The 6,478-nt window shown below is 44.6% G+C and carries 6 protein-coding genes; 4 read left to right on the top strand and 2 right to left on the bottom strand.

From position 1 onward, the window contains the following. Nucleotides 1–21 precede the first annotated feature (21 nt). The 4 genes from tig (at nucleotide 22) to HWQ41_RS08625 (ending at nucleotide 4,590) form a co-directional block, all read left to right on the top strand. Nucleotides 22–1,089, top strand: a complete 1,068-nt coding sequence (gene tig / locus HWQ41_RS08640) for a trigger factor (RefSeq protein WP_292761529.1) — start codon at nucleotides 22–24, stop codon at nucleotides 1,087–1,089. Nucleotides 1,090–1,468: 379 nt separating this feature from the next. After that, the gene (gene clpP, locus HWQ41_RS08635) at nucleotides 1,469–2,167 is read left to right on the top strand and encodes an ATP-dependent Clp endopeptidase proteolytic subunit ClpP (RefSeq protein WP_292761527.1); all 699 of its coding nucleotides are present in this window, start codon (nucleotides 1,469–1,471) and stop codon (nucleotides 2,165–2,167) included. Nucleotides 2,168–2,176: 9 nt separating this feature from the next. After that, nucleotides 2,177–3,517, top strand: coding sequence for an ATP-dependent protease ATP-binding subunit ClpX (clpX, locus tag HWQ41_RS08630; protein ID WP_292761525.1), 1,341 nt, complete (start codon nucleotides 2,177–2,179; stop codon nucleotides 3,515–3,517). A 152-nt stretch (nucleotides 3,518–3,669) separates the two neighbouring features. Further along, on the top strand, nucleotides 3,670–4,590 hold the full coding sequence (locus HWQ41_RS08625) for an alpha/beta hydrolase (RefSeq protein ID WP_292761522.1): 921 nt from the start codon (nucleotides 3,670–3,672) through the stop codon (nucleotides 4,588–4,590). A 31-nt stretch (nucleotides 4,591–4,621) separates the two neighbouring features. Here HWQ41_RS08625 and HWQ41_RS08620 read toward each other — a convergent pair whose 3' ends face one another. Both HWQ41_RS08620 and HWQ41_RS08615 read right to left on the bottom strand, forming a co-directional pair. Next, nucleotides 4,622–5,209, bottom strand: coding sequence for a Uma2 family endonuclease (locus HWQ41_RS08620; protein ID WP_292761520.1), 588 nt, complete (start codon nucleotides 5,207–5,209; stop codon nucleotides 4,622–4,624). Between the two features lie 95 nt (nucleotides 5,210–5,304). Beyond that, nucleotides 5,305–6,288, bottom strand: a complete 984-nt coding sequence (locus HWQ41_RS08615; RefSeq protein ID WP_292761517.1) for a GntR family transcriptional regulator — start codon at nucleotides 6,286–6,288, stop codon at nucleotides 5,305–5,307. Nucleotides 6,289–6,478 lie beyond the last annotated feature (190 nt).

Genomic DNA, 6,478 nt, shown 5'->3' with positions numbered 1-6,478 from the left:
ACGTTCGGATCTAACTGAGAGGTGCGGGAGATAATACTCCCCATCGACTCAACCAAGTTCGATTCAGAGCGAGTAGAGAACACGCTGGATAAGGAACGTCAAGAATTGGCGACATTGATTCCTGTGGAAGGACGTTCAGCCCAAATCGGCGATATTGCCGTAGTCGATTTTAAAGGTTCATTCGCCAGAGTTGAGGGCGAGGACGAAACAGCTGAACTAGAACCGATTCCCGGAGCCGAAGCAACTGATTTTCAAGTTGAGTTGCAGGAAGATAAGTTTATTCCAGGCTTTATTTCGGGAATAGTGGGGATGAATCCTGAAGAAACCAAAGAAATTGCGGCGCAGTTCCCAGATCCGTATGCTAATGAAGATTTAGCTGGAAAAGCGGCAACTTTCACAGTGACGCTCAAAGAACTAAAGGAAAAGGAGCTACCAGAAGTAAATGACGATTTCGCCCAAGAAATCAGCGATTTTGAAACCTTAGAGGAGTTACGCGCTTCTTTGGTAGAGCGATATCAAAAAGAAGCGGACGAAAAAACAAAAACCAATAAGCAGGAAGCCTTGTTAACAGAACTGCTCAAGCACGTAGAAGTTGACTTACCAGCAACATTGATTGAGCAAGAAGTGGATGCAATGCTAACGCAAACAGCAATGCGCCTGTCTCAACAGGGATTGGATGTGAGAAAGTTGTTTACTCAAGATATTATTCCTCAGTTGCGGGAGCGATCGCGTATTGAGGCTATTGAACGCATCAAACGCTCCTTGTTCTTACGGGAAGTCGGTAAACGCGAATCTATCGAGGTAACACCAGAAGAAATTGCAGCCAGAGTCACAGAACTTTTGCAGCAATACCCGGAAGAACAAGAGGTTGATGAAGATAAACTGCGCTCAATTGTGGAAAACGAACTATTAACCGAAAAAATCATCGATTGGCTCTTAGAACACTCCTCAGTTGAACTTGTACCCGAAGGCTCCTTGAGTCCCACAGAGGAAACGGAACTGGCAGAATCAGATGCTGATGCTGATGCTGATGCACGTCAGACTGAGGAAGAAAGCAGCGAAGTTTCCACAGAAGTCACAGAAGGATAATAAAAAATCCCACAGCCATGAGTTCACCAGTTCTGAGTTAAAGTACTGGTGAAATGGGTAAGGTAAAGAGATGAGGGAGATGAGAAAGCGGGGGAGCAGGGAGCAGGGAGTAGGGCGAGAAATGCCCCATGCCCAATGCCCCATGCCCCATGACTCTTGACTCCTCAAAAATCAGGGATGAAGGCAGAATAATTAAAGAATTAATGAATTTTCAGCAAATAGTGACACCTGTTATTACCTGGGCTTGGTACTGTGTTAGACGAGAGGAAATTATATGAGGCATAATGGTTAACACGTAGCTTATAAAAATCCGATTCGTCGAAAAGGCAGCCTATGCTGCTGAAACATTTGTCCTAAATTATCGTCAAAGAAAGCTTGTATGCTTGAATCGCAGTCGGGAAATTACCCCATCAGCAACTTAAGTCGAATAAACATTAACTCCCAGTTGAGCAGCCCTAGCAACATCGTGCCGATGGTGATAGAGCAATCTGGCATGGGAGAAAGGGCTTTCGACATCTACTCCCGCCTGCTGCGAGAGCGGATTATCTTTTTGGGAACGCCAATAGACGATGCCGTAGCCAACTCAATTGTGGCTCAGTTGTTATTCCTAGACGCCGAAGACTCAGAAAAAGACATCCAACTGTATGTTAATTCTCCTGGCGGCTCGGTCTACGCAGGGATGGCAATCTATGATACAATACAGCAAATTCGCCCTGATGTTGTTACCATCTGTTTTGGATTAGCCGCAAGCATGGGAGCGTTTTTGTTGACAGCAGGGGCTGGCGGTAAGCGAATGTCGCTGCCCGACTCTCGGATTATGATTCACCAACCACTTGGTGGCGCTCAAGGTCAAGCCATTGACATTGAAATTCAAGCCAGAGAAATTCTTTATGTTAAGGCTAAGTTGAATCAGTTAATGGCTCACCATACTGGTCAACCCTTAGAAAGACTTGAAGCAGATACTGAGCGCGACTTTTTTATGTCGGCAGAAGAAGCGAAAAACTACGGTTTGATTGATCAGGTCATTTCCAGGCAAAATCTTCCCATAGCAGGGGAAAACGTCACCATTCTGAAATAAGAGGCTGGTATGTCTAAGTACGACTCCCATTTAAAATGTTCATTTTGTGGCAAGTCTCAAGAGCAGGTGCGTAAATTAATCGCGGGTCCGGGAGTCTACATCTGCGATGAATGCGTTGACTTGTGTAATGAAATACTAGACGAGGAGTTACTTGATACCAATGGTGCGGCAGCACAACCAGCACCAAGAGCAGAACCACCTCAAAAACGGCGTACCCATTCTTCTAGTATTTCGTTTAATCAAATACCCAAGCCAAGAGAGATTAAAAAGTATCTAGACGAACACGTCATTGGTCAAGACGAAGCGAAAAAAGTGCTGTCAGTAGCCGTTTACAATCACTACAAGCGGCTGGCGGTCATTCAGTCTAAAGCCAGTGGCAAAGCTGGGGCAGATGATGCAATAGAACTGCAAAAGTCCAACATTTTGTTAATTGGCCCGACTGGTTGCGGCAAAACTCTCTTAGCGCAAACCCTAGCAAAAATCTTGGATGTACCCTTTGCCGTCGCCGATGCTACGACGCTGACGGAAGCGGGGTATGTGGGAGAAGATGTGGAAAATATCTTGCTGCGACTGTTGCAGGTGGCAGATTTGGATATAGAGGAAGCGCAACGGGGAATTATTTACATTGACGAAATTGACAAAATTGCTCGTAAGAGCGAGAATCCGTCAATTACCCGCGATGTTTCTGGCGAAGGCGTGCAGCAAGCTTTGCTAAAAATGTTAGAGGGAACGATCGCCAATGTACCACCCCAAGGAGGACGTAAGCATCCCTATCAAGACTGCATCCAGATTGATACAAGTAATATTTTGTTCGTCTGTGGTGGTGCCTTCGTGGGGTTAGAAAAGATTGTAGATCAGAGAGTTGGCAAAAAAGCAATCGGCTTTGTGCAACCGGGAGAAGGCCAATCGAAGGAGAAACGAGCCGCAGACACTCTCCGCCATCTAGAACCGGATGATTTAGTAAAATTTGGCATGATTCCAGAATTTATTGGGCGCGTGCCAATGGTAGCAGTAGTAGATCCGCTAGATGAAGAAGCGCTAATGGCGATTCTCACCCAACCACGCAGCGCCTTAGTGAAGCAGTACCAAAAGCTGCTGAAGATGGATAATGTCCAGTTAGATTTTAAACCAGATGCTTTACGAGCGATCGCTCAAGAAGCCTACCGCCGTAAAACTGGTGCTAGAGCTTTGCGGGGCATTGTCGAAGAACTGATGTTGGATGTAATGTACGAGTTACCATCCCGTAAGGATGTGACACGCTGTACAGTAACACGGGAAATGGTCGAGAAGCGATCGACTGCCGAACTGATAATACATCCATCTTCACTACCGAAACCAGAATCTGCTTAATAGTCATTGGTCATTAGTCATTGGTAATTGGTTATTTGTCAAGAACTAAAGACTAATAACCATATACCAAGGACAAATGACAACTGACAAAGCGCAAAGTCTGGGCGGAGGTTTCCTCCGATCAGAACTTTGTAAGAGAGGACAAATGATAAATGCCTTATATTAATGTTCGTGGCGTTGAGCATTACTACGAATGGGTGAAAAAACCATCCGGTTCTTTGGTAAAACCAGTGATGGTTTTCATGCACGGTTGGGCTGGTTCGGCTAGGTATTGGCAAAATACCGCTGATGCTTTATCGGAGCAATTTGATTGTTTACTCTACGATTTGCGGGGGTTTGGGCGTTCTCGTGGGAAGCCAACTATAGCCCAAGCAAGTGAAGCTGTTGCCGAATCTGAGTCCCCTCAGCAAGAATCAGAGGCAATCAGAGAGTTAACCTATGAATTAGAAGAATACGCTGATGATTTGGCAGCTTTGTTAGATGGGTTGCATATTCAGCCTGTCTATATCCATGCTCACTCGATGGGCGCCTCTGTCGCCACTTTATTTTTTAACCGCTACCCCCAACGAGTAGAACGAGGAATTTTAACCTGTAGCGGCGTTTTTGAGTACGATGAAAAATCCTTTAGTGCCTTTCATAAATTCGGTGGCTATGTAGTAAAATTCCGTCCCAAGTGGTTAAGCAAAATTCCATTTGTTGACCGGATGTTTATGGCCAGATTTCTGCATAGTTCCATACCACATTCTGAGCGTCAGGCTTTTTTGCAAGATTTTCTCGAAGCAGATTACGATGCAGCTTTAGGGACAATTTTTACTTCAGTCAGTAAGGCTCAAGCTGAGTTTATGCCGCAAGAGTTTGCCAAGCTGACAGTGCCGACTTTGCTAGTGGCAGGGGAGTATGACAAAATTATTCCAGCCGAGATGGGGCGTCAAGCAGCAGCACTGAGCGACAAAGTTGAATTTGTGATGATTCCTAACACAGCCCATTTCCCGATGTTGGAAGATGCTCCAACTTACCTGCGACAGGTACAAGAGTTTTTGCAAATTAACACCCCACAACCGCAAGTGGGATAACTTGTTAATCTCTTTGTTGAGTTCCAAGATGTTATTTTCGGATAGCCTGTACAAATTCGACAACAGCGTCGTACTGGTCAGGATGTCCGATATATTGCAGCAACAAAGCTGGGTCTAAATTCGGGAAGAAACCGCTACGGTTTACTTCTTCATATTCGCCAGCCGCATTTAAACGGAATATTTTTATCTGGTTAGATTTCCAGAACCAAACTTCAGGCACTTTCTTGGGTTTGTATAACTCTTTTCGATTAATGGTGCCACTAGTAACAATAACTTCAATAACAATGTCTGGCGTTTCTTTATTGCTGCCAATGCAGTAAGATTCATCTGGTGTGCCAGAAGCATACTCAGGTTCTTCTAGAGTAAAACCACCACGACCATAGAACCGAATGCCCAACTCTCTCATGTAAGCTTCTAGCAAGTATCCAAGAGTTGTTTTCACGTACTCATGTTTATCTCCAATGGGCGACATAAGTTCTAATATTCCTGACAAATAAGAGAGTCGGACATTGCGGTTGTCCTTTAACTGTGCCTCAATACCTTTAAATTCCTCCCAAGAAACATCTGCGACGGTCACTAGTTTCTCTTCTATGGGATAGTCTAGAAGTGGAATACTCATATCGCCTCTCAACAGTTCTCCACAATCATAATCCTGAGTTATTTGTTAGGTGTGTCCGCCTATGCCATTCTTACCTTCTCTTAACTACCTTTAGGTTAACTCAAACCCAGTTCTCGTTTTAGCAAGTTAATCGAGTTAGTGCCGATATAATTTTCAACCTTAATCAACTTTGGTGGACGAATAATATCTTCATCGGCTGCTTGTACGGCTGCTTGCACTGCCGCAAAACTGGCTTGATCGCTTATGATTACCTCAGCTCGTTTAACCATAGCTTGAAGTTTATAAGCATCTTTTGGTTGCGAAGTCATTACCAGTAGTTCATCCCCTCGCAGTCCGTGGAGGATGACTTCTGCTGCTCGTGCAATCCCGGAACTGAGGCTAACTATGCCTACACAGTTTTCTTTTGGTAGGGTTTTCAAGAGGTTGAGTTCTTTGCTGTAGTCGTAGATATCCAGAGGAATTACCCGTGCAGCTTTTGGAGCTGCGATCGCTTCCACATTACTGATAAAATACCGACTTGTGACTACTGTCGCAGAGGTAGTTTTATCTAGCACAGCTACTAATTCTTCCATTGCTACCAACTGTACTGGTATTTTTAGAGCTAGTTCTAATTCATACACCATCAACTCACCAGCACCCATGTCATAAGATGGAACTGCAACCAGTACTCGCGCACTACAACGCAAGCGCCAGTCAATTTCCGCTAAAAATAGTTCTCTGGCTTGATTGAGTGAACATCCTTGGGTGAGCAGATCATCAAGTGCTTTCTGGACAACTTGATATGCATCAGGATTTTGTTTGAGAATTGGTGATTGCAGCCTACTACCGCCCTCATGACCTTGGGGACGAACATAAATTCCTGAACCAGCCATACTTTCAACAAATCCGTCTTCCTCCAGTTGACGGTAAACTTTGCTAATGGTATTACGATGTAATCCAGTTTGCATTGCCAGCGCCCGTGTACTTGGCAATTTGTAAGCAGGGGGATATTGCCGGGAAGCGATCGCAAACCGGATTTGATTAAACAGCTGGGTTGATGCGGGAATTTCGCTGTCTGGCTGAATACGGAATTGAATCATCACCAAACCTCCTGAATACTAAGTGCTGAGTTTTGAGTGCTGAGTTTTGAGTGCTGAGTTTTGAGTATCAAGTGTTGCTTTACTACTCAGCACGGGCTAAACACCCCGCTAGCGCTAACAGCACTTTTAACTCAGCACTCCTTTAGTGACCAGATGCATTTGCTACATATCAAATATTTTATTTACACAT

Origin of the sequence: Nostoc sp. NOS(2021), assembly GCF_017115025.1 — a bacterium.
In the GTDB taxonomy this organism is placed as follows: domain Bacteria; phylum Cyanobacteriota; class Cyanobacteriia; order Cyanobacteriales; family Nostocaceae; genus Nostoc.
This window is presented reverse-complemented; position numbering and strand designations above follow the sequence as displayed.